At 56.0% G+C, this 21,036-nt stretch carries 21 protein-coding genes; 10 read left to right on the top strand and 11 right to left on the bottom strand.

Features of this window, described 5'->3' with window-relative positions; genetic code table 11:
• Positions 1-486: 486 nt before the first annotated feature.
• From hpxZ to hpxW, 4 genes are read right to left on the bottom strand one after another with little or no spacing between them, the layout of a single operon-like run.
• The gene (hpxZ, locus tag PGS10_RS01425) at positions 487-876 is read right to left on the bottom strand and encodes an oxalurate catabolism protein HpxZ (protein WP_316422280.1); all 390 of its coding nucleotides are present in this window, start codon (positions 874-876) and stop codon (positions 487-489) included.
• Positions 873-2,270, bottom strand: a complete 1,398-nt coding sequence (locus tag PGS10_RS01420; protein WP_316422278.1) for an AtzE family amidohydrolase — start codon at positions 2,268-2,270, stop codon at positions 873-875. The genes hpxZ and PGS10_RS01420 overlap by 4 nt, the downstream gene beginning before the upstream one ends.
• Positions 2,267-2,455, bottom strand: coding sequence for an oxalurate catabolism protein HpxX (hpxX, locus tag PGS10_RS01415; RefSeq protein WP_015366605.1), 189 nt, complete (start codon positions 2,453-2,455; stop codon positions 2,267-2,269). Before hpxX ends, PGS10_RS01420 begins: the two co-directional genes overlap by 4 nt.
• Before the next feature lie 10 nt (positions 2,456-2,465).
• Positions 2,466-4,049, bottom strand: coding sequence for an oxamate amidohydrolase (gene hpxW / locus PGS10_RS01410; protein WP_316422277.1), 1,584 nt, complete (start codon positions 4,047-4,049; stop codon positions 2,466-2,468).
• Between the two features lie 177 nt (positions 4,050-4,226).
• Here hpxW and hpxU point away from each other — a divergent pair, with 177 nt between their 5' ends.
• The 7 genes from hpxU (at position 4,227) to hpxK (ending at position 10,592) form a co-directional block, all read left to right on the top strand.
• Complete coding sequence (gene hpxU / locus PGS10_RS01405) at positions 4,227-5,066, top strand: MurR/RpiR family transcriptional regulator HpxU (RefSeq protein WP_047079182.1); 840 nt, start codon at positions 4,227-4,229, stop codon at positions 5,064-5,066.
• Positions 5,067-5,278: 212 nt separating this feature from the next.
• The gene (locus PGS10_RS01400) at positions 5,279-6,064 is read left to right on the top strand and encodes a transporter substrate-binding domain-containing protein (RefSeq protein WP_045394380.1); all 786 of its coding nucleotides are present in this window, start codon (positions 5,279-5,281) and stop codon (positions 6,062-6,064) included.
• 9 nt (positions 6,065-6,073) lie between these two features.
• The gene (locus PGS10_RS01395) at positions 6,074-6,739 is read left to right on the top strand and encodes an amino acid ABC transporter permease (RefSeq protein WP_047048364.1); all 666 of its coding nucleotides are present in this window, start codon (positions 6,074-6,076) and stop codon (positions 6,737-6,739) included.
• Positions 6,739-7,395 carry an amino acid ABC transporter permease gene (locus PGS10_RS01390; protein WP_032715563.1) on the top strand — a complete coding sequence of 219 codons (657 nt, stop codon included), beginning with the start codon at positions 6,739-6,741 and terminating at the stop codon, positions 7,393-7,395. Before PGS10_RS01395 ends, PGS10_RS01390 begins: the two co-directional genes overlap by 1 nt.
• Entirely contained in the window at positions 7,376-8,113 is a 738-nt protein-coding gene (locus tag PGS10_RS01385; RefSeq protein ID WP_045394384.1) for an amino acid ABC transporter ATP-binding protein, read from the top strand. The genes PGS10_RS01390 and PGS10_RS01385 overlap by 20 nt, the downstream gene beginning before the upstream one ends.
• A 14-nt stretch (positions 8,114-8,127) precedes the next feature.
• Positions 8,128-9,369: a pyridoxal-phosphate-dependent aminotransferase family protein gene (locus PGS10_RS01380; RefSeq protein ID WP_063415298.1), complete on the top strand. Its 1,242-nt coding sequence runs from the start codon at positions 8,128-8,130 to the stop codon at positions 9,367-9,369.
• Entirely contained in the window at positions 9,366-10,592 is a 1,227-nt protein-coding gene (gene hpxK, locus PGS10_RS01375) for an allantoate amidohydrolase (RefSeq protein WP_316422276.1), read from the top strand. Before PGS10_RS01380 ends, hpxK begins: the two co-directional genes overlap by 4 nt.
• Positions 10,593-10,635: 43 nt before the next feature.
• Here hpxK and PGS10_RS01370 read toward each other — a convergent pair whose 3' ends face one another.
• On the bottom strand, positions 10,636-12,024 hold the full coding sequence (locus PGS10_RS01370; protein WP_316422275.1) for an MFS transporter: 1,389 nt from the start codon (positions 12,022-12,024) through the stop codon (positions 10,636-10,638).
• Between the two features lie 130 nt (positions 12,025-12,154).
• Between PGS10_RS01370 and PGS10_RS01365 the strand changes: the two genes are divergently transcribed.
• Entirely contained in the window at positions 12,155-13,078 is a 924-nt protein-coding gene (locus tag PGS10_RS01365) for a LysR family transcriptional regulator (RefSeq protein WP_316422274.1), read from the top strand.
• Here the strand turns inward: PGS10_RS01365 and PGS10_RS01360 are convergent.
• The 5 genes from PGS10_RS01360 to PGS10_RS01340 form a co-directional block, all read right to left on the bottom strand.
• On the bottom strand, positions 13,061-13,612 hold the full coding sequence (locus tag PGS10_RS01360) for a LuxR C-terminal-related transcriptional regulator (protein WP_045394397.1): 552 nt from the start codon (positions 13,610-13,612) through the stop codon (positions 13,061-13,063). The two genes, PGS10_RS01365 and PGS10_RS01360, sit on opposite strands and share 18 nt — an antisense overlap.
• Positions 13,613-13,622: 10 nt before the next feature.
• Positions 13,623-14,780, bottom strand: coding sequence for a CfaE/CblD family pilus tip adhesin (locus PGS10_RS01355; protein WP_047048351.1), 1,158 nt, complete (start codon positions 14,778-14,780; stop codon positions 13,623-13,625).
• A 1-nt stretch (position 14,781) separates the two neighbouring features.
• Complete coding sequence (locus PGS10_RS01350; RefSeq protein WP_316422272.1) at positions 14,782-17,499, bottom strand: TcfC E-set like domain-containing protein; 2,718 nt, start codon at positions 17,497-17,499, stop codon at positions 14,782-14,784.
• Positions 17,500-17,573: 74 nt separating this feature from the next.
• Positions 17,574-18,080: a CS1 type fimbrial major subunit gene (locus tag PGS10_RS01345; RefSeq protein ID WP_015366620.1), complete on the bottom strand. Its 507-nt coding sequence runs from the start codon at positions 18,078-18,080 to the stop codon at positions 17,574-17,576.
• A gap of 76 nt (positions 18,081-18,156) precedes the next feature.
• The gene (locus PGS10_RS01340; RefSeq protein WP_045394403.1) at positions 18,157-18,906 is read right to left on the bottom strand and encodes a fimbrial protein; all 750 of its coding nucleotides are present in this window, start codon (positions 18,904-18,906) and stop codon (positions 18,157-18,159) included.
• Between the two features lie 302 nt (positions 18,907-19,208).
• On the opposite strand from PGS10_RS01340, the gene PGS10_RS01335 reads away from it, so the two are divergent.
• Entirely contained in the window at positions 19,209-19,964 is a 756-nt protein-coding gene (locus PGS10_RS01335) for a winged helix-turn-helix domain-containing protein (protein ID WP_047048345.1), read from the top strand.
• Positions 19,961-20,437, top strand: coding sequence for a hypothetical protein (locus PGS10_RS01330; protein ID WP_316422271.1), 477 nt, complete (start codon positions 19,961-19,963; stop codon positions 20,435-20,437). Before PGS10_RS01335 ends, PGS10_RS01330 begins: the two co-directional genes overlap by 4 nt.
• A 119-nt stretch (positions 20,438-20,556) precedes the next feature.
• Here PGS10_RS01330 and PGS10_RS01325 read toward each other — a convergent pair whose 3' ends face one another.
• On the bottom strand, positions 20,557-21,009 hold the full coding sequence (locus tag PGS10_RS01325; protein ID WP_316422270.1) for a nuclear transport factor 2 family protein: 453 nt from the start codon (positions 21,007-21,009) through the stop codon (positions 20,557-20,559).
• Positions 21,010-21,036: the final 27 nt, after the last annotated feature.

Genomic DNA, 21,036 nt, shown 5'->3' with positions numbered 1-21,036 from the left:
AAAATCGCTGAGACGTTCCCGGAAGGCCGGGGCAGCCCGCATGGATGCGGGCTGAGGGCCGTGATTTGCAGGGATGCTGCCTCGGCCCGACCCGGAGCCTGCCGGGATAAGTCGAAGGAACCACGAAGTGGCGATTTTGGCGGCCAGAGCCCGGGAGTACAGAGGGCAGCGGCGACTGGCCGCCCTCTGTGCGCTCCCAGCGCCACGGAAAACATATTGCGGAAAAAATTAACCGGGAGCGCAATGTGCTCAGAATTAACCCAAAGCACATGTTTTTCCCAGACCAAAACCGTTGCAAATCGATAACAGTATCTACGCCGGCATGTGATCTGTAGGCCCACGTAAGTGTAGCGCCGCCGGGCAATAACCGCGGGTAAAGAACCACTTTCGCGCCGGATGGGGCTGCGCCTTATCCGGCCTACGATCCGTGCCATTGTGAGTTGGTAGCCCTGCTAAGCGCAGCGCAAGCAGGGGGCGACAACGGCATCAATGTCCCATCAAACTGACCTGCGCGGCAACGATACGCCAGCCGCAGGAAAACCGCACCCAGGTTTGCTGCTGACGGCCAATACGTTCGCTGCCTTCACGGGTGAACTCGGTACTGCATACCGCATAATCCTCTCCATAGGTGGTGATCACCGTATGGCGTAACTCCCGCGCAAGCCCTGCGGCAGGGCGCGCGGCGCGGAAGGCGCGGATCTCATCAATACCATACAGATTCTCTCCGGCGCCGAGGCGAACCGTGCGCGTATCGTGCCAGAACAACGCATCCAGCACCGCGATATCGTTACTCACCAGCGCCTGTTCATAGCGATAAAAGGCCGCCGTAACTTCGGCGACCACTTGCGGAAGATTGATGTCTTGTGATGCGATCATGCGGCTACCCCCACCGGACGAGAATCGGTTACTCCCATCGCTTCCAGCGCATAGGCGGCGCGCAGACAAGCCTGTTCATTAAACGGCGCGGCAATTAACTGCACCCCGACAGGCAGCCCCGTCGCGGAACGAAGCGGGACGGTCACCACCGGCAGACCGATAAAGGAGATCGGTTGAGTAAGCATGCCCATGCTGGCGCGTATCGGTAAAGACTCGCCGTTGATCTCCATCGTCTGCTCGCCAATAAGCGTCGCGCTGCACGGTGTTGCCGGGGCGATGAGCACATCGGCGTGGGTGAACAGCGAGGCGACTCGCTGCTGAGCGTGGCGACGGAAGCGCTGCGCCTGCAGGTACCAGGCGGAAGGGATCATCGCGCCCGCCAGCAGACGTTCGCGCGAGTGCGGTTCAAAGCGCTCCGGCTCGCGCCGTAAGGCTGGAAGGTACTGGTTTCCGCCTTCAGAAGCGCTAATGATAAACGCAGAAGCGCGCGCCAGCTCCGCCTCGGGGAAGAGATACTCTTCAGAGGCTTCGAGATAGCGGGCGACGCGAGCCACCGCCGCGCGGCCATCGTCATCGCACCAGCGGCTGAAATAGCCGCCTAAAACCGCGCAACGCAGCCCCTGGAGACCATATCGTAGATGCGGCGTGGCAGGGGCGACGCCGCGTTCGGCCTGAAACCCATCGTTGACGTCTCGCCCCTGCAGAACATCGTAAACTGTGGCTAAATCCTCTACCGTGCGGGCAAACGGACCAATATGATCGAGGCTGGGAACAAAAGGGTGGCTGCCGGCGCGCGACAGGCGGCCGAAGGTTGGCTTGAGACCAAAAATCCCACTCAGGGATGCCGGAACGCGAATCGAACCATTGGTGTCGCTACCGAGCGAGAAATTAACCAATCCGGCGGCGACCGCCGCCGCCGAGCCGCCGGAGGATCCGCCGGCAATGCGGTTAAGATCGTGCGGATTGCGCGTCGCGCCATAGTGGCTGTTTTCCGTGGTAAAACCGTAAGCATAGGCGTCCATATTCAGCATCCCGCTGAGCAGGCCGCCTGCGCTATGGATCTGACTTACCGCCCAGCTATCGACGCGGGCAGGCGGGTTATCGCTGAACAGTTGCGCGCCGGCAAGGGTGGTTTCCCCTGCGACATCAAACAGATTTTTGACCGCATAGGGAATACCTGCCAGCGCAGGCAGCGGCTGATTCGTACGCCGTAGGGCATCAATGGCGTCCGCTTCGTCGAGCATCCGTTTCCCGGTGACTGTCGTCCAGGCGTTGAGCCGCGGGTTACTTTGCGCAATATCATCAAGCGTCTGGCGAGCCAGCTCTCTGGCGCTAAATTCACCGCGACTCAGCGACTGCTGAATGTCGGCAATGGTCATCTGATGTAGCTTCATGCTTTATACACTCCGGCGATTTCCAGACGCTGATCGAGCGGATAGGCCATCAGCGGTTCAGCCATATCGGCAATGCGGCGAAATTGCGCCAGCAGCTCAGCGCGGCGCGATTCATCCAGTTCAAGGGCGAGGATCTGTTCCATCTGTAGAAGCCAGTCGCGCCACTCTTTTTCGGTTTGTTTCATGCTTCTCCTCCTAATAGCCAGCGGCGGTGCCGTTACTGCGCGGGTCAGACGCGCCTTCAAACAGGCCGTCAGGATGGCGGACAATGGCCCCGGCATGTCCCATGGCCTCGCTGAAGTCGGCCAGTACCTCAACTTCATGCCCCAGTTCCCTGAGTCGGGCGAGGGTTTGCGGCGCAAAGCGACCTTCCACTTTTAGTGAGTCCGAGGTCTGTCCCCAGGTGCGCCCAAGGAGCCAGCGCGGACGAGAAATACTCTCCTGAAGCGGGACGTTCTGCAGGATATAACGGGTGAACAGCGCCGCCTGGGTTTGCGGCTGGCCGTCGCCGCCCATTGAGCCATAAACCATCACCCGCCCATCGTTCAGGCGTGCGGCGGCGGGATTAAGGGTATGGAAGGGTTGCTTGCCGGGCGCCAGCGCCAGCAAATGCGCCGGGTCGAGGCTGAACGACGCGCCGCGGTTTTGCCAGACAATACCGCTGTCCGGAAGCACCACGCCGCTGCCAAACTCATGGTAGAGACTCTGGATAAAGGAGACCGCCAGCCCGCTACTATCCATCACGCCCATCCAGACGGTATCGCCGGGGCCTTTGCCTGCGCCCCATGGCGCGGCGCGCTGGTCGTCGATCTTCTCCGCCAGCGGTTGTAACGCCTGCGGGGACAGCAAACTTTGAATATCCACGTCCAGATGCAGCGGGTCGGTAATATGTTTATCGCGCAGGCTAAAGGCCTGTTTTGTCGCTTCCACGATACGGTGGATGGTCTGCGCATCGTCGGCCTGTTCCATCGCCAGCCGGTCAGTGATGCCGAGGATGGCCAGCGACACCAGCCCCTGCGTCGGCGGCGCCAGGTTCCATAACTCACCGTGTTGATGCTGTAGCCGCAGTGGTTGCGGGCGGCGCGCGCGATGCTGGCGCAGATCGTCAAGCGTGATAGGCAGGCCGTAACGGGCCATGCCGGCCGCCAGTTGTTCCGCCAGCGAGCCGCGATAGAAACTATCAAGCCCTTCCGCAACCAGCCGTTTTAGCGTGGAGGCCAGCGCAGGCTGACAAAAGCGGCTGCCGCTTTCAGGAGGGCGGCCATTGACCAGAAAGGTCTCAGCGAAGCCCGGCTGGCGCTGAAGTTCATCTAACTTTCCAGCGGTGGCGCTGGCTTGTGAGGCGGTCACCGGAATACCGTTATCGGCATAGCCAATCGCGTCCTGTAACAGGCGCGAAAGCGGTAGTGATTTACCGGTCAGGGATTGTGAAACTTTCAGCGCCTCATCCCAGCCGCTGACGGTGCCGGCGACGGTCAGGGCGGATTGCGGGCCGCGATGCGGGATGTGCGTTAGCCCGGCATAGGCTTCCGGCGTCGCCAGTGAACCAGCGGCGCCGCTGGCGTCAATGGCGATCGGATCGCCCTGCGGCGGCACGATCAGCCAGAACCCATCGCCGCCTAAACCATTCATATGCGGATAGACCACCGCGATGGTCGCAGCGGCGGCGACCATCGCTTCTATTGCGCTTCCGCCTTCGCGCAGCAGGGACAGCGCGCTTTGGCTAGCCAGATGATGGGGGGCGACCGCCATCCCCTGGGTCGAGAAATGACTCTGCATAAATTATCCTCGTAACGAATCGTGCAGCCACTGCTGCAAACGCTGTCCGTGCAAAAGCTGTTCCACTTTGAAAAGAAAGTTTCAATGTTGCGGTTATCATTTTCTTTTCTCATTGTGGCATGCATTGTGAAGGGGGTTAGCGGTATAGTTCAGTGAAACAAAAGTTACAGAGGCGCTATGGAACAACTCGATGAACGGCTGAAGGCGCAATATGCTTCGTTGTCACCCCAGGAGCAGCGGGTGGCGGATTTCATTGTCGACCACTTTGATGACCTGATTAGCTACAACAGCGCCGAGCTGGCCCAGCTGAGCGGGGTATCTAAAGCGACGGTAAGCCGCCTGTTTAAACGGCTGGGGTATGAAAAGTATCGCGATATGCGCGATGAGCTGCGCACGTTACGCCAGAGCGGGATGCCGTTGACCGATCATCGCGAGGCGGTGCAGGGTAATACCTTGCTGGCGCGGCATTATAAGCAGGAGATGGCAAACCTGACGCAGTGGGTCAACGCGCTGGATGCCCGGCAGTTTGCCGAAGCCATTAACGCACTGGTGAATGCCAGGCGCGTCGTCATTATTGGGATGCGTAACTCCTGGCCGCTGGCGTTGCATCTACGTCAGCAGTTACTGCAGGCGCGCGGGCAAGTGGTGGTGCTGCCGCAACCGGGGCAAAGCCTAAGTGAAGAACTGGTCGATTTAAGCGCGGAAGATATGGTGGTGGTGATGGCGTTTCGCCGTCGGCCGCGAATTATTCGCCCATTGATGCAGCAACTGCAACAGCGGGGAGTTCCGCAGCTGCTAATCTGCGAGCCGCAGGCGCATAGCCTGTTTCCTCTGGCGCGCTGGCGGCTCTGCGCCCCGCTGGACAGCGTGTCGGCTTTCGACAGCTACGCGTCGGCCAATAGTCTTATCAACCTGCTGGCCAACGCCTTGCTACATGAAATTCTCGATAGCGGTCGCCCGCGCATTCATGACATCGCTACGTTATACCAACAACTGGATGAGCTTGAACAACGATAATGGGGAGTCATGCTGGTGCTTTGCACCTTTTTGGTGCCAAAATGCGGTAAGAAGAAATCCAATTCTTCTTACCGCTATGGTTAATATTCCCGTCATTTCCCGCTAAAAGCCGATTAGCCGGCGCAAATTTGTTTTGTCCGTATCTGGCACATTAGTTGCAGAAGTTTATTTAAAGAATCTTTTGTTTCATACTAACATAACGGGGAATGATGATGAAAAAACTGCTGATCGCGCTGACCGGGGCCGCTTGTCTGTTAACACAAATCACCGCCGCACGCGCGGACCAACTCCAGGATATTGAAAAACGCGGGGTGATCCGCGTCGCCGTTCCCCAGGATTTCCCGCCGTTTGGTTCCGTCGGCACCGATCTCCAGCCACAGGGGTATGACATCGATATGGCCCGCTATCTGGCAAAGCAGATGAAGCTAAAACTGCAGCTGGTTCCGGTGAGCAGCGCCAACCGGGTACCGTATCTGCAGACCGATAAAGTGGATCTGGTGATCTCAAGCCTGGGTAAGAACGCCGAGCGGGAAAAGGTCATCGATTTCAGCCAACCCTACGCGCCGTTTTTCCTTGGCGTCTTCGGCCCGCAGGGCAGTACCCTGAAAGATGCGGCCGAACTGAGCGGTAAGAGTATCGGCGTGACCCGCGGCGCGGTGGAAGATATGGTGCTGACCAGCATTGCGCCGAAAGCGACGCAGATTAAGCGTTACGAAGATAACAACACCACGCTGTCGGCCTGGCTTTCTGGTCAGGTGCAATACGTAGCGACGGGTAACCTGGTGGTGGCGGCTATCTCGCGGCAAAACCCGGCGAAAGCCCCGGTCGCCAACTTTATGCTTAAGGATTCACCGTGCGTGATTGGCCTGAAAAAGAATGAACCGGCGCTGAAGGAAAAGGTGAATGCCTTAATCGCGCAGGGCATTAAGGACGGCACCCTCAATACGTTGTCACAGCAGTGGCTGAAAGCGCCGTTGCCCAGCGACTTTGCCGCTTAAGGTACGGCGATGACGGAGCAATTACATTTTTCCGCGCTCTGGCCTTATTGGCCGGAGCTCGTGGCGGGACTCTGGGTCACTATCCAACTCACTGTACTCGCCACACTCGGCGGCCTGGCCATCGGGATCGTCGGCGCGGCTCTGCGTAGCGGGCGGGCAAGCTGGCTGAGTCGGATATGGGGGGCTTACGTTGAGGTTATCCGCAATACGCCGTTCGTGGTTCAACTGTTCTTTATTGTTTTCGGCCTGCCGAATCTGGGGTTGAAGATGACGGCGGGCGAAGCGGCGCTACTGGCGATGATCGTCAACCTGGGCGCCTACAGTACGGAGATTGTCCGCGCCGGGATCCAGGTGACGCCAAAAGGGCAGTGGGAAGCCGGCCGGGTACTGGGGCTCAGCCGGAGTCAGACCTTTATTCAGGTGGTGTTGCCGCCGGCGTTGCAGCGTATTTATCCGGCGCTGGTGAGCCAGTGCATTATCGTGATGCTCGGATCGTCGGTGGTATCGCAGGTCTCTTATGAAGAGCTGACCTTTGCCGCCAACTTAATTCAATCGCGAACGTTTTTGAGCTTCGAGGTGTATCTGGTGACGACGTGTCTCTATTTAGCGTTATCGATAGCGATGCGCCAGCTGCTAATGGCGGCTGGACGTAAATGGCTGAGGGTGCAGGCATGATGACAACCTTTACCGACTGGGACATCGTACGCAATCTGCTGCTGGCCGGACGCTGGACCGTGCTGCTGTCATTGACGGCTTTTATTGGCGGCGCGCTGGTGACATTACCGCTGTTGCTGCTGCGCCTGCGGGGTAAATTGTGGGTGCAGCGCCTCATTCGCGGCTATATCGAGCTATTTCAGGGGACGCCATTGCTGATGCAGCTGTTTCTCGCCTTTTTCGGCGTGGCGTTATTCGGGATCGATGTGTCGCCGTGGACCGCCGCCGCGCTGGCGCTGACCCTCTATACCAGCGCCTTTTTGCTGGATATCTGGTACGGCAGTATCCGGGCCTTGCCGAAAGGACAGTGGGAGGCATCGCGTTGCCTGGGATTAAATTTCACCCAGACGTTATGTCGCGTAGTGGCGCCACAGGCGGTGCGGATTGCCATCGCTCCCACCGTGGGTTTCGCCGTGCAGGTGATAAAAGGCACCGCGCTGGCGTCGATTATCGGTTTCGTCGAGCTCACCAAGGCTGGCACCATGCTCACCAATGTGACGTATCAGCCGTTTAAGGTTTTCGCGCTGGTCGCGCTGGGCTACTTCATCTTGTGTTATCCGCTGTCCCGTTACAGCCGCTATCTGGAGAATAAATTCAATGCCGCTCATCACCATTAATCAGGTGCAGAAATTCTACGGCGATAACCACGTGCTGAAGGGGGTCGATCTCGATATCAATATGGGCGAGGTGATTTCCATCATCGGCCGAAGCGGCTCGGGGAAAAGCACCTTATTGCGCTGCATTAACGGGCTGGAGGGGTACCAGGAAGGCAGTATTAAGCTCGGCGGCATGACCATTACCGATCGTGACTCGCAGGCGCGGGAGATTAGCCGCTCCGTTGGCATGGTATTCCAGAACTTCAATTTATTTCCGCACATGACGGCGCTGGAAAATGTGATGCTGGCGCCGCGGCGGGTATTGAAAAAAAAGCCTGCCGAGTGCCGCGAACTGGCGCAGCAAATGCTGGGAAAAGTCGGGCTTGGCGATCGGCTGGATTTCTATCCCTCCAGCCTCTCCGGCGGGCAACAGCAGCGGGTAGCTATCGCCCGCGCGCTGGCGATGTCGCCAAAAGTTTTACTCTGTGACGAAATCACCTCCGCGCTGGATCCGGAACTGGTGGGCGAGGTGCTCAAAGTGCTGGAACAGCTGGCCGCGGAAGGAATGACGCTGATTCTGGTTACCCATGAAATGAATTTTGCCCGTGAAGTCGGCGACCGGGTGGTGTTTATGCACCAGGGGCGAGTCTGGGAGCAGGGCGACAGCAAAACGCTGTTTAGCCAGCCACAAACCAATGAACTCAAACAATTTATCTCCTCCGTGCGCGGACTGAATTAATAAAGGAATCTACGATGGATATCGCTCAATTTTCACAAATCAATCCTCCGCATCGTCTGCTGATGGGGCCGGGGCCGATCAACGCCGACCCGCGCGTCCTGCGCGCGATGTCCAGCCAGCTTATCGGCCAATACGATCCGGCTATGACGCACTATATGAACGAAGTCATGGCGTTATACCGCGGGGTATTCCGCACCAGCAACCGCTGGACCATGCTGGTGGATGGCACGTCACGGGCGGGGATTGAAGCCATTTTGATCTCCGCGATCCGCCCCGGCGACAAAGTGCTGGTGCCGGTATTTGGCCGCTTTGGCCATCTGTTATGTGAAATTGCCCGCCGCTGCCGGGCGGAAGTGCATACCATTGAGGTGCCGTGGGGTGAAGTGTTCTCTTCCGAGCAGATTGAAGATGCGATCAAACGGGTGCGTCCACGTATGCTGCTGACGGTACAGGGAGATACCTCGACCACCATGTTGCAGCCGCTGGCGGAGCTGGGCGAGATCTGCCGTCGTTATGATGTGCTGTTTTATACCGACGCCACCGCCTCATTGGGCGGCAATGCGCTGGAGACCGATGCCTGGGGACTGGATGCGGTATCGGCAGGGATGCAAAAGTGTCTCGGCGGCCCCTCCGGCACCTCGCCCATTACCCTGAGCCCGCGGATGGAAGAGGCTATCCGTCGACGTAAATGCGTTGAGCAGGGGATCCGTACCGCCGAACACCTTGATGGCGTCGATGAGATGGTTTATTCCAACTATTTCGATCTCGGGATGGTGATGGATTATTGGGGGCCAGAACGCCTTAACCACCATACGGAAGCGACATCCGCGCTGTTCGCCGCCCGCGAATGCGCGCGTCTGATTCTTGAGGAAGGGCTCGATAACGGCATTGCCCGCCACAAACTGCACGGCGACGCGCTGGTGAAAGGTATTCAGGCGATGGGTCTGGAAATCTTTGGCGACCTGCAACACAAAATGAATAACGTATTGGGCGTGATCATCCCGCAGGGCATTAGTGGCGACCAGGTACGCCAACTGATGCTGCAAGATTTCGCCATTGAGATTGGCACCTCATTCGGCCCGCTGCACGGCAAAGTGTGGCGTATAGGCACAATGGGTTACAACGCGCGTAAAGATTGCGTCATGACTACCCTCAGCGCGCTGGAATCAGTACTCAATTACCTGAAATTCCCCACCACGCAAGGGGCAGCCATGCAGGCGGCGTGGGATCATTATCGCAGCGAGAAGCCGCTATGAACCTGGCCGCAGCGCGAGTGATGGCGCGGGCTGAGAGATTGGCGGCGATAAGCGAAACGCCGGAAGGCCTGACGCGGGTTTACCTTTCGCCACAGCATCTTGAAGCTAATCAGCAGGTTGGCCACTGGATGCGCCAGGCAGGTATGCTCGTCTGGCAGGACAGCGTCGGTAATATTTGCGGGCGCTATGAAGGCCGTGAAGAAGGGGCACCGGCGATTTTGCTTGGATCGCATCTCGATACGGTTCGCAACGCCGGGCGATATGATGGCATGTTGGGGGTGTTAGCCGCCATCGAAGTGGTACAGAGCCTGCATAATCAGGAGCGCCGACTGGCGCAGGCCATCGAAATCGTCGGTTTCTGCGATGAAGAAGGAACACGCTTTGGTATCACGCTATTAGGCAGCAAGGGTCTGACGGGAAGCTGGCCACATGCCTGGCTCGACCAGCATGATGCCGAAGGCATTAGCCTGGCGCAGGCGATGGTCAACGCCGGGTTGGATCCATCACGCGTTCACTCATCCTCGCGCCCGGCGGAAGATTTTTCCGCCTATCTCGAACTGCATATCGAGCAGGGGCCGAGGCTGGAACAGGCCGGTTCGGCACTCGGTGTGGTCGAGGCGATCAACGGTGCGCGGCGCCTCAATTGCTGTTTTACCGGCGAGGCGGGTCATGCCGGCACGGTGCCGATGGACCAGCGCCGCGACGCGCTTGCCGCCGCCGCGGAGTGGATGCTGTGTATTGAGAGCACAACGCGCCAGCAGGGAGGCAACCTGGTCGCTACCGTCGGGACATTGCGCTGCTCGCCGGGGGCGGTCAACGTCATTCCCGGCGAAGTCGCATTGACTCTTGATATCCGCGGTCCGCAGGATCAACCGCTGGATGCATTACTGGATTCATTGCTGGCGTCAGCCGCAGAGATTGCCGGGCGTCGCGGCCTGCAGTTTGCCTCTGAGGAGTTCTATCGCATTGCGGCAACCACCTGCGATCCGCGATTACAGGGGGTGATTGCCGAAGCGGTATGCGAGGTACAGGGCGCGGCGTTGACGCTGCCAAGCGGCGCCGGACATGATGCGATTGCTGTCGCGGAGCGCTGGCCGGTGGGGATGCTGTTTGTGCGCTGTAAAGGGGGAATTAGTCACCATCCGGCGGAATCGGTCAGCGAAGCCGATGTCGAACTGGCGATTGATGCCTTCAGCCGGGCGGTGATAAAACTTGCCGGGTAAAGCAATAACGGGCGCATCCTCTTGTCGGGGATGCGCCGCAGACTTATCCCGCTCCCGCAGGAAAAGCTATTTTCCGCAGTCGGCTGGCGCTAACGGCCACCGACAACGCCGAGGCCGCGGCGGCGATCCACAGCGCAATATGAACGGCGCTTTCGTCTTTTGCCAACAGTACGCCCATCACGGCGGCGCCCAGACACTGCCCGAACGTGCGCATGATGGATAACACGCCCGAGGCATAGCTCGCCTGTTCGCGACTCACGTTTGACAGCATTTCACGGTTATTCGGGCTCTGGAAGCAGCCAAAGCCAATACCGCATACCAGGCTCCGCAGGCAGATATCCCACGCGGCGGGCGTAGCGGGCAGCATCGCCAGCAGGATTAAACCCGCGACAAAAATCATCAATCCCAGCGTCGAGATGAGCGGAGCAGAGATTGAGTCCGCCCAGCGGCCGGCGTGCGGCGCGATCAGCACTATCCCCAATGGCCACGGAGTAAACAGCAGCGCCGAGAGCATCGGACTATAGCCATACTCGTTCTGGAACAGGAACGGCAGCGCAATAAAAGTGATCCCCTGGCTTACGAAGGCGATCAGCGACGTAAAGGCCGAAAGGGTAAAACGTTCATTCTTAAACATCGCAGGCGGCAGCAGCGGGTTGTCCGTACGCCGGATACGCCAGATAAAGGCGGTACCGCTTATCGCCGCGAGCAACGTCCAGTACAGACTATCGATATGCTGCGAAGCGCTCTGCAAGCTATTCGCCGCCATGATCGTTGAACCCAATAGCAGCGCCGACAATATCGCCCCGGGCGTATCAAAAGCGGCTTTCCCGCCAACTGCCGGCCGCGGTAGCGCTCTGACCGCCAGCAGTAAGGCGACGGTGCCGGGGATCACGTTTATTGCAAACAGCCATTGCCAGCTCAAGGTATGCAGGATCGTGCCGCCCAGCACCGGCCCGATGGCGGAGCTTGAAGCGATGAGCAGGGCGTGTATCCCGAGAATACGCCCCAGCAGTCGTCCGGGAAAAACGGAGCGCAATATGGCGGGCGCGATACTGAGCGTTGCCGCGCCGCCGATCCCTTGCAGCACCCGCATGCCGATGAGCAGCTCAGGCGTCGTCGCCAGCGCGCAACCTGCTGATGCCAAAATAAATGTCGTCAGTCCGGCCAGAAACACCGGGCGGTAGCCGAAACGCGCCGCCAGCGCGGCGAATATCGCCAGCGTCATCGCCGCCGCCAGCAGATACCCGTTGGCGAACCAGACGGCGGTACTGGCTGACGCCTGCAGTTCCTGCGCCATCGACGGCAGGGCAATGTTTACCATGGTGCCATCAAAGACGCCCATTAAGGTGGTGGTCATTACCGCGGCCATGACCCGCGCTCGCGCCGGACCTGGCAGCCCGTCATCGCCAGGTTGGCTGGAAAAAAGTGTCATCGTGTTGTCTCCTGCAGAGGATATCTGGATGACGAAACTATAAAGATGGCTTTTACCGGGCGGAAGGCGCACCATTTACACTCTATAGTTGCATGAAACGCCTTATCTGAATGTTCCAGGAGTGATGGTCATGTCAGACCCCGATTTTAATTTATTGATTGCACTCGACGTATTACTGAACGAAGCCAGCGTGGCGGGCGCGGCACGTCGTTTGAAACTCAGTACGTCAGCCATGAGCCGCACGCTAAGCCGGTTACGCGACGTCACCGGAGATCCGATCCTGGTTCGCGCCGGGCGTAACATGGTGCTGACGCCGTGGGCGGAGGCGACCCGCGATCGCGCCCGTCGCGCGGTCTTCGAGGCGAAAGCGGTGCTGCAGCCAGCGGCCGAAGCGCTCAACGTGCAAAATCTGGAGCGTCTTTTTACCATCAGGGCAAACGATGGGTTTGTGGTGGCGTTTGGCCCTTCGCTGATTGCGGCGATAGCCGAAGCCGCGCCCAACGTCTGTTTACGCTTTGCGCCTAAGCCTGAGAAAACGTCACGCTATCTACGGGAAGGACTGGTTGATCTGGAGATTGGCGTCCAGAGCAATATGGGGCCTGAAATCCGTCTGCAACGGCTATTTGAAGATCGGTTTGTGGGGGTGGTGCGTAAGGGGCACCCGCTGGCCGCCCTGACAGAGATAACCGTGGCGGATTATGTTGCCTGGGGTCATGTGGTGGCCTCACCAGAAGGTACGCTGCACGGGTCCGTCGATGATGTACTGGCCGAACTCGGCATGAAACGCAAAATCGCCAGCGTCGTACCCGGATTTCCGACCGCGCTTTCCGTGGCGCTGCAATCGGATCTTATCGCTATGATCCCCGCCCTCTATTTAGTCAATCAGCAAGTAGTTGAGCAGGTGCATCTTTTTGAACTGCCTTTTAAAAGCCGGCGGATTACCGTCTCGCAGATGTGGCATCCGAGAATGGAACGCGATCCCGCTCACCGCTGGCTTAGAGAGAAAATAGTGGCGATATGCCGCATGGACAAGTCGTTACACCAGAAGCTGTAGAAGATTATTCGCATTGAGTTTCTTCAGCGCATTACATTTATAGGTCGAGACCTGTTTTTCACTCATCTTCGTCATATGCGCGACATATCTTACCGACTGCCCCTTAACCAGTCTGTCGAGGACGTTAAATTCCATCTCGGTCAGGCAGCAGCGCAGGGTGCGGATCCGCCTTGGCTCTTTAGATAACAGCCAGGCGGCATCCGCAACGGAAATTCGGTCATCAATGATATGCAACGTTAACGTTTCAAAGCGCTTGCGCAGATAGGTGGCCAGCCCCCAGCTTTTTTCATTACACACCAGATAGCCCGTACCCTGCCAGCAATGGGCCTCGAGGGTAAGCAAAATTTCAACCAGCGACTGATGTGTACCACTGATGGAGAAACGGCAGCGAATAACAAGGGTGGTGCTCTCTAACAGTAAGGGCTGCCACTGCACCGTGCCGCTATGCACTTCCGTCTTAACGTTACGACGGAGGAGGGCGTAGCGCAGTCCCTCCGCATAAAAGCGATTATTATCAAGAACAACGTAGCTCACAGTAGCCTCTTTATAACGTACTGGGGGTATAGATAACGCGTAACGTACCGGTATAGTCACCCGCGTTTTTGCTGCTGGCGGCAAAGGCGGGTGTTTTCAGGGTAATGGGCGCCGGGATGCATAACACGCTTTCGCGGCCGCCCGGCAGGACAACCTGGCGCAAATAACGGCGATTGTTGGTGCCCTCCCAGGTCAACGTTTTACCGTTAGCGGCAACTTCAGTTGCGCCGGTGGTCGGGTTGGTCACCAGCACCTGATAATCAAGACGATCTCTTGGATCTGTCTGGCTGCCCCCCCGTCGCCGGATGGAGAACGCCCCTTCGGCACGCCCGGTCGCGTCAAGTCCATCGTCTTCAAAGCGTAGAAACGCCCGCGAGCTGGAACTGTTGTTGCCATCATAGAGGCACATATCCAGCGAGTTTTCGCCCTTAATCTCACTGCCGCCGGGTCTGCCTGGGAAATTGGTGAGGTTGAGGTTCACCACCGGCGTGGAGTGCGGAAATGCCGGTAAGTAAATCTGCTGATTGCCCGGGTCGACCACCTCAATACGCAGGTTTGCCTGCCAGTTAGCAAGAGTGAGGTAGCCTGGGCAGCCAACATTGACGTCATTAAAGTTGCCGTTGCAGTCGGCGGTGCCCCATTCACGCAAATTCTGTTTCAGCGTTGCCGTCCAGATACCGGCCTGATCGAGTTTGTTTAATTCGCTACGAACGATGTAAAAATCAAAATAGGGCGCACTGTTCCAGGCTGGCAAATCTACTGTACCGCCCGTTACGTAGCTGGCGAAAACAAAGGTTCTGTTATTGATAAACATACGGTGTTCGCCATAGACTTTTACGTCCACCGTTTTGTTGGTTATTGCGTGGGTAAAACGCAGGTTTATCGGATAGGGCGCGGCCGGGTTTGCCGAAAACCATACCGGCGCGGTCATGCAGGCGCCATAGGTTGTATCGGTACGCGACTGGCAGGTCAGGGTATTTCGTCCCCATTTTTGCGGATCGCTGGAATCATAACCGCCGGACTCGTGCAGCCAGATATCCAACCGGGCAGGAGGAGACTGGCGATCGAAGGCGAACGCCACGCTGGTATTTCTGCCGGCGGGACTACCGGCCTGAGCCTCGGCAAAACAGATGCAGGCAAGCAGTAAAATCAAAAGACGCGTTATCACATCATTTTCCTGTAGAGAGAGTTGAGTTATTCATCGCCGTTGGGCTGACCGCAGGCGTACGGCCAGCCAGCAGTAATTGCGCCTGCTGCTGCACGGTTTCCGGTAACGCGGAATAAGTCAGTTCTTCACAGGTCACCGTGCCGACATAACGCACGACGTCACGCATGGTCTTCACCTTCAGCGCGCACTGGTAAAACTGCTGTTGTTTCACCAGATAGAGCGACTGGATCAGGCTGTCGCTTTCCGCGCTAAAGCCGCCATTACCTAAATCGCTCCAGCCGCTGACGTTGAGCGGCATGCCGCCGATAAACGGCGTATGTTGTTCATCGGTCAACTGGCCAAGCCAGGTGTAACGCGTGGTGGTTTGCACCTCTCTGTGCAGCATTTTTCCTGGCACCATGAATACCGTTCTGCTTCCCGACCCCTGCGTAATTTCACTGTTGGCGCCGTGGGAAATGTCCGTCGACTCATTAATAGTGAGCGTGGTTTGCTGATAGCCAGGCAGGGCGAACAGCGCGCGGGCGTTTGCCGGGATATCGGCGCTACCGCTGTTATCAAGCGAAACGGCAATGCGGGAATCAGGAGACGCTTCCGGCGTGTCGACGTTGACCGCAATGGCTGACGCCGGGCGTCCGTCACCCCAGCGGCCAAACCACAGGCCAGAACGAGATAACGCCAGCGTAGAACTGTAGTTACCGCTGCTGCTGAACCGGTGGCGATGATCCTGGCGATCCCACGAATCGCTGACGGTCAAACTTCCGTTACCAAAACGGCCGCCCTGACGGGTATAGGCCGAAGTATTTAGCGAGTCGCTATTAATCCCGGAAGCGTTAAGACCATATTCGTTTTCACCGCGCGCATCGGTGTACCAGTTGTGCGCGATGTTATAGTTGAGCTGATTTTTTTCATGCTTCTGCTGTTGCCACGTGGCCCCCACGGAGGTGTAGCTGGAGGCATCGCCCTGACGGTTATGAGCCAGCGACAGGCTTACGCTCAGGAAGCCGCCTTTATCCTTGCCATCACCAGAATGATCGTTACGCATAAACAGGTTTATGCTGCTGTTGATATTCAGCCCGCGGGTGCTGAACGAATTGCTCAGTCCGGCCTGCCATGCCTGCGAGCGTGTGCGGGTCATATACACCGATTCCCAGGGCAAACCGTTGTCGCGCCGATCGTCACTATTCGGTAATTCACGCCGCGAAACATAGCGACCTTCATTGCGGTTATCGGAATAACCGAGGTTGGCATACCACGAGCCGACAGGTACGGAGAACATTACCGAGAGGCTTCGGTAGCAACCATTCACCGCGTCAAATCCTGTACTGCTGGAGTCACAGTTATCAGCCGATAAGGCATTACGATAGAAGCTTAGTGAAAAGCCATCGTTGTAGCTGATTTGCTGGATATTGCCGCGTTGGCCCTGGCTGCCATAAAGGTAGCTAAAGCGTGTGCTGAGCACGCCATCAATGGGGCCGGTATTGAATCCGCGACTCCAGTCGACGGCACTTTCCACAAAACGCTGGTTGTTTTTCACCGTTGCGCCGCTGGTGACCGCCAGCGTAGAAGTTACAGGCAGGCGAACGCCCGCTTGCGCCACGGCGCTGCGTTCGTCGTTTACATCGTCGTTATCGGTTTCACCGGCCTGCATAAACCACTCGACGCGGTCGAATGGCGTGATGCCGGTGCGGGTAAACGGAACCTGCTCGGTGCGGGTCAGGCGGTTGTTTTCATAAATCGCCAGCGTCACGGTATAGCTCCCGTCCGGAAACGAACGGGTATCCAGGGTTTGCGCCCCGGCATTAAGATAAAAACTGGCCAGCAGCTGATTCCCCCTACGGGCGTCTATACGCGCGTCATGGGAAAGCAGCACGGTAATGGGCGTTCCGCTGGACTGCTGCACGGGGTTGATCCACGCCCGCGTCGAGCCGGCACGCAAACCGCGAATTTTTCCAAGCGGCAGCTGGCTGAGGTTGATATTGCCGCCGGCCGCGCTGAAGAGATCGCGCGTATCCATTTCACCTAACTGAACGTAATATTCGTGCCACAGATCCTGACGGAACCAGGCGTTATTCACCGTGATCTCCTGCTGCTGTTGATGGCGAGAGCGCTGCCCAAGCCAGGTCCAGTCGAGGTTAAAATACCCATTCTCAGTCATGGCCAGCGCGCCGTTTCCCTGCACGGTCATCGACTGATAGTTTTCATCGGCCACGAAGTTGATATTTTGCTGGTGGATCAGCGCGTTTTCAGTATTACGCGTAGGCTGATACCACTGATTTTCCGCCGTTTGTTTAGGTAGATACCGCCTATCGAAAAACAGGTTTATGCGCGCGTTATTCTCGTCATAAATCAGGGCCACGCTTTTGGTATCGATAAAATCGCAGCCCGGCGCGGAACCATTGCTGCTGCAGGCGAGATTGCCGTTACGCGCAAGCGGAGAGGAAAGGGCGCCGGTCACCGAGGCGATCAAGGCAGGATCATCGTTGAACTGACGTTTAATTGCCGCGACAAGCGTTTCCGGCGCCACAAAGGTTACCGTTTCAAGCGTAATATCGGCCTCAAACAGCCCAAGCGACGCGCCATACAGACTCACTTCTGTCCACAGGCGCTGCGTTTTCGCCAGATCCTCAAAGCCCGCAGGTACGACGATAGTGGCGCTGGCTAATTGAACGGAAGCGGGTAACAAAACGACAAAAAGAAGAGCATTTCTGTGAAAAGCCATGAACGAGCCTCGACGTCATCCTGACATCAGAGGGCAGGCGCCCTCTGATGTACTTCCTTATACGTATTGTGGGGTTACGCGCCACCTTCCGCGGTGGTCGCCTGAGTCAGCATCAGACTCACTACGCCGCTGTACTGGCCGGTTTTCAGAATGCCTTTTGTGGTCTGAGAGATGGTCAGCGGCAGGACCGCAGAACCGTTTTCAACGCTGCCCGGGAACAGTTCGCTACCGGTGAATTCAGCATCGGTGGTATTCAGGGTTTTATCGCCCAGTTTTACGGTCATCGGTACCGTTTCGGCGCCATCTTCATTGGTCAGATTCGCTGCGCTAACCAGACGGACTTTGACGTTGCTGGTGGCTGAGTTCGACCAAATTTTGGTATTGAGACGGTAGCTTTCCAGCCCACGGCCCGGCAGATATTGCATATCGATGCTGGCTGGTAATGGCGTATTATCGGCCTGGGTCATATCCAACTGGGAATCTACGTTGGCATTAACCGTAATATCCTTCTGAATAGCCATTGCGCTGAACGCAGTCGACATCGCAGCAACGATCATCAGAGGTTTAATATACTTCTTCATTGATATCTCCATATTTATAAACGAGCTCCATTAGCTCTTTAAACAAACCACACGTGGTTTTGACAGTGATGTCGTGTTATTGCACGACGGGTAAGTCGGCTTCTTCAGCTGTTTTATTAATCCAGTTGAAATAGCGGAATTTATATTTTTGGCCACGAACCTGAGTGAGCACTTTTAATTTTCGCTCGGTGTCCGGATAAATAGTCGCATCTTCTTTAAACCACCTGCATTTATCATTAACATCGCAAGCGCCAATTTCTTTCAGCGGTACCCGCAAAGAGCCGTCATTTTTTAAAGTTCCTGCTGCGGGATTTATTCGCAGAGAAACCACCGGCTTTTCCGGCGCCAAATGAACCAATGCTCCCCAGATAACGTTAACGCCGAGTTTGGCCGAAGCCGGCGTTCCCGCGGATGCTGCGGGCAGAATACTATCCGGCTGTTTTACCCCTTCAAAATAAACGCGCCAGGTACTCTCTTTTTCTGGCGGCGTCAGAGATACCAGCCTCACGATACGTAAAGCGCCTGCCGCTAAGGCGAATTTTTCAGGGGTAACGACAACGCCACCGTCTTTCCAGGCTGCCATCTCAACTTCTTTTTCCTGTGGCGTACCCGGATTAAGAATTTTCTTTTGCCTCACCCGAATGAACTGAATATCATCGCTTTTAGAGGCCACTCTGATTTGGGCCGTCCCGGAACTGTCGACGTTAAGTTCCATCGGGTAAACGCTCATATTAGCCTGTGTCATTTCTGCGAAAAATGACATCGACAGGGCAGCGAGATAAAGCGCAGTGGACTTGTTTACTCTGTTTTTTACTTTCACATTCATTCTGCCTGCTCTGAGTTCATGTACGGCGTTTTTACACCACGACACCGTCTGCTTTCGTATCGCTTCAGGACAGGGAAACTTTAACCGGAACAGCAGGTTGTGAAAATTTGTATTAGTTAACTTAAAAAATACAGTTCTTTATCCTGCAATCCAGGCTTTAAAGTTGTATAGTTAAAAGAAAATGCCGCAACCCAGGATGGGGAGAAAATTCCTACTGATGAAAAAATAAGCTAATTCAGAAGGGGATTTCTTGCCTGCAGTTACAGGGATAAAAAGCAAGCGGCAACAGCCGAGAATGAAATATGTTTTTTATATGCAACAATTCGTTGTTATTTGATCCTGAAGCTCACACATTAAGTATTGTTGGACAGCCTGAGTCCGTATTAACGCTTTCGGCGCCCGCCGTGCGTCTGTTACAGGAATTTATTCGTCATAAAGGAAGCGAACTTAGCCGTGAGGAGTTGATTACCCGCGTGTGGCAGGAATTCGGTTTCACGCCTTCGGGAAATAATCTCAACAAAGCGATAAGTGAGTTACGCAAAAGCTTCCAGGCGTTGGGAGAACATCATGAATTGATTGTGACCATACCACGCTATGGTTTCCGGTTTGAGGCGGATGTTATTTTTCAACCGGCGCAAAACGCTTACGCAAGCGAACCTCAACCCCAGCGACAAAACGCTGAAAAGAGGAAGCAACCACGACGTCTGAAATGGTGGCTGGTATTCACGGCATTATTAGCGTCGGTATTCGGTATTGGTATAATTATTCGCCAACAACAGAATATAACGACGCCGATAAAGCTAAAGCCGGTTGAGCAAAAAATCGCTAAATGTAGCATCTGGCTTATTAACGATCATGGGCGACCGTTGGTATTATCGAAACTGGCCGCGTTGCTGGATAAAAACAACGTAGCGTGCCAGCGCGAGGAGTACAACGTCTATTATTTCAGCGCTCGTTTTTCCCTGGTCGCTGCGGATGAAGTGTTTATCGGCGCATGCCCGATCAATAAAGCCAGTTTGTGTAAAACCATTCGCTATAAAAGTGGAGCAGAAAAATGAAAATTAAAGTTTTCTGTGGCCTCGGTATTTTTCTGCTCGGTGGCGGATTGGCGCTTTATTACTGTTCTACCGGAGTTGGTAAACGTGATGTACTGGCCTGCAGTACCCTATTTAATTTTACGCGCAATGAAGGGAAGGCCAGTGAAGTGCGGGTTAATACAGTTGCTCAGTTCTATTTTCACCGCGACGGTACTGGTCTGACCGCCTACAAAGGGGCTGCCTGGGCAAATGGCCAGAGTATGATTGTTGACAGAGATGTCGATTTTATCTGGTCGCGGCGGGATGATGATAAAGTGGTGGTATTGAGCTACACCAAAACCTGGCGCAGGCACAATGACAACACGCCCGATGAGCAATGGGGAAGCTTCGCCAATCCAACCGCCCGTTACTATCTTACCATCTCCGAGGTTGCGCCTTCGGTGTGGCTGATCCAGGACCGGCATTATCCCACTTATATATGTCGGGGTGATTAACGCATAAACGAAGGAGAATACCGGTGGTATTCTCCTTTTACGCTTAGAGAATCTGCCGATAAGGGAAGGGCAAGAATAAAGGAAAGCGGGAGCGTTAGCAGAAGGATCCAACCCGGATTTTAGAACATGCCGTTGCCGCTGGCGGTTTTTTGCGGAACGTTTTGGGTAACATCCCAATGTTCAACGATTTTGTGCTGTTCGTTGAGGCGGAAGATATCCACGATAGCCCGCGTAACGCCTGGCTCACGACCGGTTACTTCAACATGCAAAATCACGTTATCTCCGTCGACGAATGCCTGCTTAATTTCGCTGTGCGAGTCGGGATATTTACTCTTCAGAAAAGCGATAAACTGCTCGAAGCCTTCCACGCCATCTTTTGCCATCGGATTGTGCTGTACATAGCGATCCCCGAGATAGGGCCTGGCGGCAGAGAAGTCTTTGTCGTTTAAGGCGTTATTATAAAAATCAATGACATTCTTTTTATTCAACAGCTCGCTTTCGCTATTGCCCGCAAAAACGGCGGGCGTCAGAGCGAAAAACAATGAAAGGGCGACTATCGATTTTTTAAGCATGCTTCCTCCAGCGATGGTTTGATGTCA

The sequence above is a fragment of the Klebsiella sp. 141153 genome (genome assembly GCF_032601995.1).
In the GTDB taxonomy this organism is placed as follows: Bacteria; Pseudomonadota; Gammaproteobacteria; order Enterobacterales; family Enterobacteriaceae; genus Klebsiella; species Klebsiella aerogenes.
Note: the sequence above shows the minus strand (reverse complement) of the source record. Positions and strands in the feature narration are given on the sequence as shown.

Bases quoted from the DNA above. Each gene is read 5' to 3' on its own strand.
- PGS10_RS01370 (WP_316422275.1), bottom strand. From the start codon at position 12,024: ATGACACTTTTTTCCAGCCAACCTGGCGATGACGGGCTGCCAGGTCCG.
- PGS10_RS01345 (WP_015366620.1), bottom strand. From the start codon at position 18,080: ATGAAGAAGTATATTAAACCTCTGATGATCGTTGCTGCGATGTCGACT.
- PGS10_RS01340 (WP_045394403.1), bottom strand. From the start codon at position 18,906: ATGAATGTGAAAGTAAAAAACAGAGTAAACAAGTCCACTGCGCTTTAT.
- PGS10_RS01380 (WP_063415298.1), top strand. From the start codon at position 8,128: ATGGATATCGCTCAATTTTCACAAATCAATCCTCCGCATCGTCTGCTG.
- hpxK (WP_316422276.1), top strand. From the start codon at position 9,366: ATGAACCTGGCCGCAGCGCGAGTGATGGCGCGGGCTGAGAGATTGGCG.
- PGS10_RS01330 (WP_316422271.1), top strand. From the start codon at position 19,961: ATGAAAATTAAAGTTTTCTGTGGCCTCGGTATTTTTCTGCTCGGTGGC.
- PGS10_RS01385 (WP_045394384.1), top strand. From the start codon at position 7,376: ATGCCGCTCATCACCATTAATCAGGTGCAGAAATTCTACGGCGATAAC.
- PGS10_RS01390 (WP_032715563.1), top strand. From the start codon at position 6,739: ATGACAACCTTTACCGACTGGGACATCGTACGCAATCTGCTGCTGGCC.
- PGS10_RS01365 (WP_316422274.1), top strand. From the start codon at position 12,155: ATGTCAGACCCCGATTTTAATTTATTGATTGCACTCGACGTATTACTG.
- PGS10_RS01420 (WP_316422278.1), bottom strand. From the start codon at position 2,270: ATGAAGCTACATCAGATGACCATTGCCGACATTCAGCAGTCGCTGAGT.
- hpxU (WP_047079182.1), top strand. From the start codon at position 4,227: ATGGAACAACTCGATGAACGGCTGAAGGCGCAATATGCTTCGTTGTCA.
- PGS10_RS01325 (WP_316422270.1), bottom strand. From the start codon at position 21,009: ATGCTTAAAAAATCGATAGTCGCCCTTTCATTGTTTTTCGCTCTGACG.
- hpxW (WP_316422277.1), bottom strand. From the start codon at position 4,049: ATGCAGAGTCATTTCTCGACCCAGGGGATGGCGGTCGCCCCCCATCAT.
- hpxX (WP_015366605.1), bottom strand. From the start codon at position 2,455: ATGAAACAAACCGAAAAAGAGTGGCGCGACTGGCTTCTACAGATGGAA.
- PGS10_RS01400 (WP_045394380.1), top strand. From the start codon at position 5,279: ATGAAAAAACTGCTGATCGCGCTGACCGGGGCCGCTTGTCTGTTAACA.
- hpxZ (WP_316422280.1), bottom strand. From the start codon at position 876: ATGATCGCATCACAAGACATCAATCTTCCGCAAGTGGTCGCCGAAGTT.
- PGS10_RS01350 (WP_316422272.1), bottom strand. From the start codon at position 17,499: ATGGCTTTTCACAGAAATGCTCTTCTTTTTGTCGTTTTGTTACCCGCT.
- PGS10_RS01395 (WP_047048364.1), top strand. From the start codon at position 6,074: ATGACGGAGCAATTACATTTTTCCGCGCTCTGGCCTTATTGGCCGGAG.
- PGS10_RS01335 (WP_047048345.1), top strand. From the start codon at position 19,209: ATGTTTTTTATATGCAACAATTCGTTGTTATTTGATCCTGAAGCTCAC.